The organism is Sinomonas sp. G460-2 (assembly GCF_047759905.1).
Lineage (GTDB): Bacteria > Actinomycetota > Actinomycetes > Actinomycetales > Micrococcaceae > Sinomonas.
This window is the reverse complement of the sequence record NZ_JBKZWT010000557.1, coordinates 1-1,160: the sequence shown is the minus strand read 5'-3', so window position 1 is coordinate 1,160 and position 1,160 is coordinate 1. Positions and strand designations below refer to the sequence as shown.

1 protein-coding gene is annotated in these 1,160 nt (G+C 72.0%); it reads right to left on the bottom strand.

Annotated elements, in window-relative coordinates:
• A partial coding sequence (locus ACLN58_RS22415; protein WP_415857410.1) for an aldehyde dehydrogenase family protein occupies nucleotides 1–1,160 on the bottom strand: 1,160 nt, incomplete at both ends.

The window sequence follows — 1,160 nt, the reverse complement described above, 5'->3', positions numbered from 1 at the left end:
CCGAGGCCCACGAGGTAGTTCGGGCCGCCGGCCTTCGTGCCCGCGCCGACCGCCGACTTCTTCCAGCCGCCGAACGGCTGCCGCCGCACGATCGCGCCCGTGATGCCGCGGTTCACGTAGAGGTTGCCGGCCTGGATGGTCGAAGTCCAGTACGCGATCTCCGCGCCGTCGAGCGAATGCAGGCCCGAGGTGAGCCCGTAGTCGACCTCGTTGACGAGCCGCACGGCCGCCTCGAGCGTCGGCGCGGTCATGACGCCGAGCACCGGGCCGAAGTATTCGGTGAGGTGGTACTCGGATCCGGGGCGGACGCCGGTGCGCACGCCGGGGCTCCAGAGCTTGCCGGAGCCGTCGAGCTGGCGCGGCTCGAGCACCCAGTGCTCGCCCAGGCCGAGCTGCGTGAGGCCGCGCTCGAGCTTCTCACCCGGGGGCTCGATGACCGGGCCCATCTGGCTTCGCGGGTCCCACGGGTACCCCACGTGGAGGGACTGCACGGCGTCGAGGAGCTGGTGGTGGAAGCGCTTGGACTTCGCGACCGAGCCGACGAGCACCACGAGCGAGGCCGCCGAGCACTTCTGGCCAGCGTGCCCAAACGCGGACTGGGCGACGTCGCGCGCGGCGAGGTCCAGATCCGCGCTTGGCGTCACGATGATCGCGTTCTTGCCGGACGTCTCGGCGAGGAGCGGCAGATCCTTGCGGAATGAGCGGAACAGCTGCGCGGTCTCGTAGCCGCCCGTGAGGATCACTCGGTCCACGTCGGCGTGCGCCACGAGCCGCTGCCCGAGCGCGCGCTCCTCGAGCTGGACGTACTGGAGGACGTCGCGCGGGATCCCGGCGGCGTCGAGCGCGTCCCAGATCGCGGCGACCATGACGGCGCCGGAGCGCCGCGCCTGCTTCGCGGGCTTGATAACGACGGCGGAGCCCGCTGCGAGTGCCGCGAGCGTCGAGCCGGCGGGGATCGCCACGGGGAAGTTCCATGGCGGGGTCACGACCGTGAGCCGGCTCGGGACGAAGCGCGCGCCGTCCACCGCGTCGAGCTCGCGCGCGAGCGTCGCGTAGTAGTGCGCGAAGTCGATCGCCTCGGAGACCTCGGGATCGCCCTGATCGAGCGTCTTGCCGCACTCGCTCGCCATGACCTCGAGGAGGTCCGCGCGGCGGCGCTC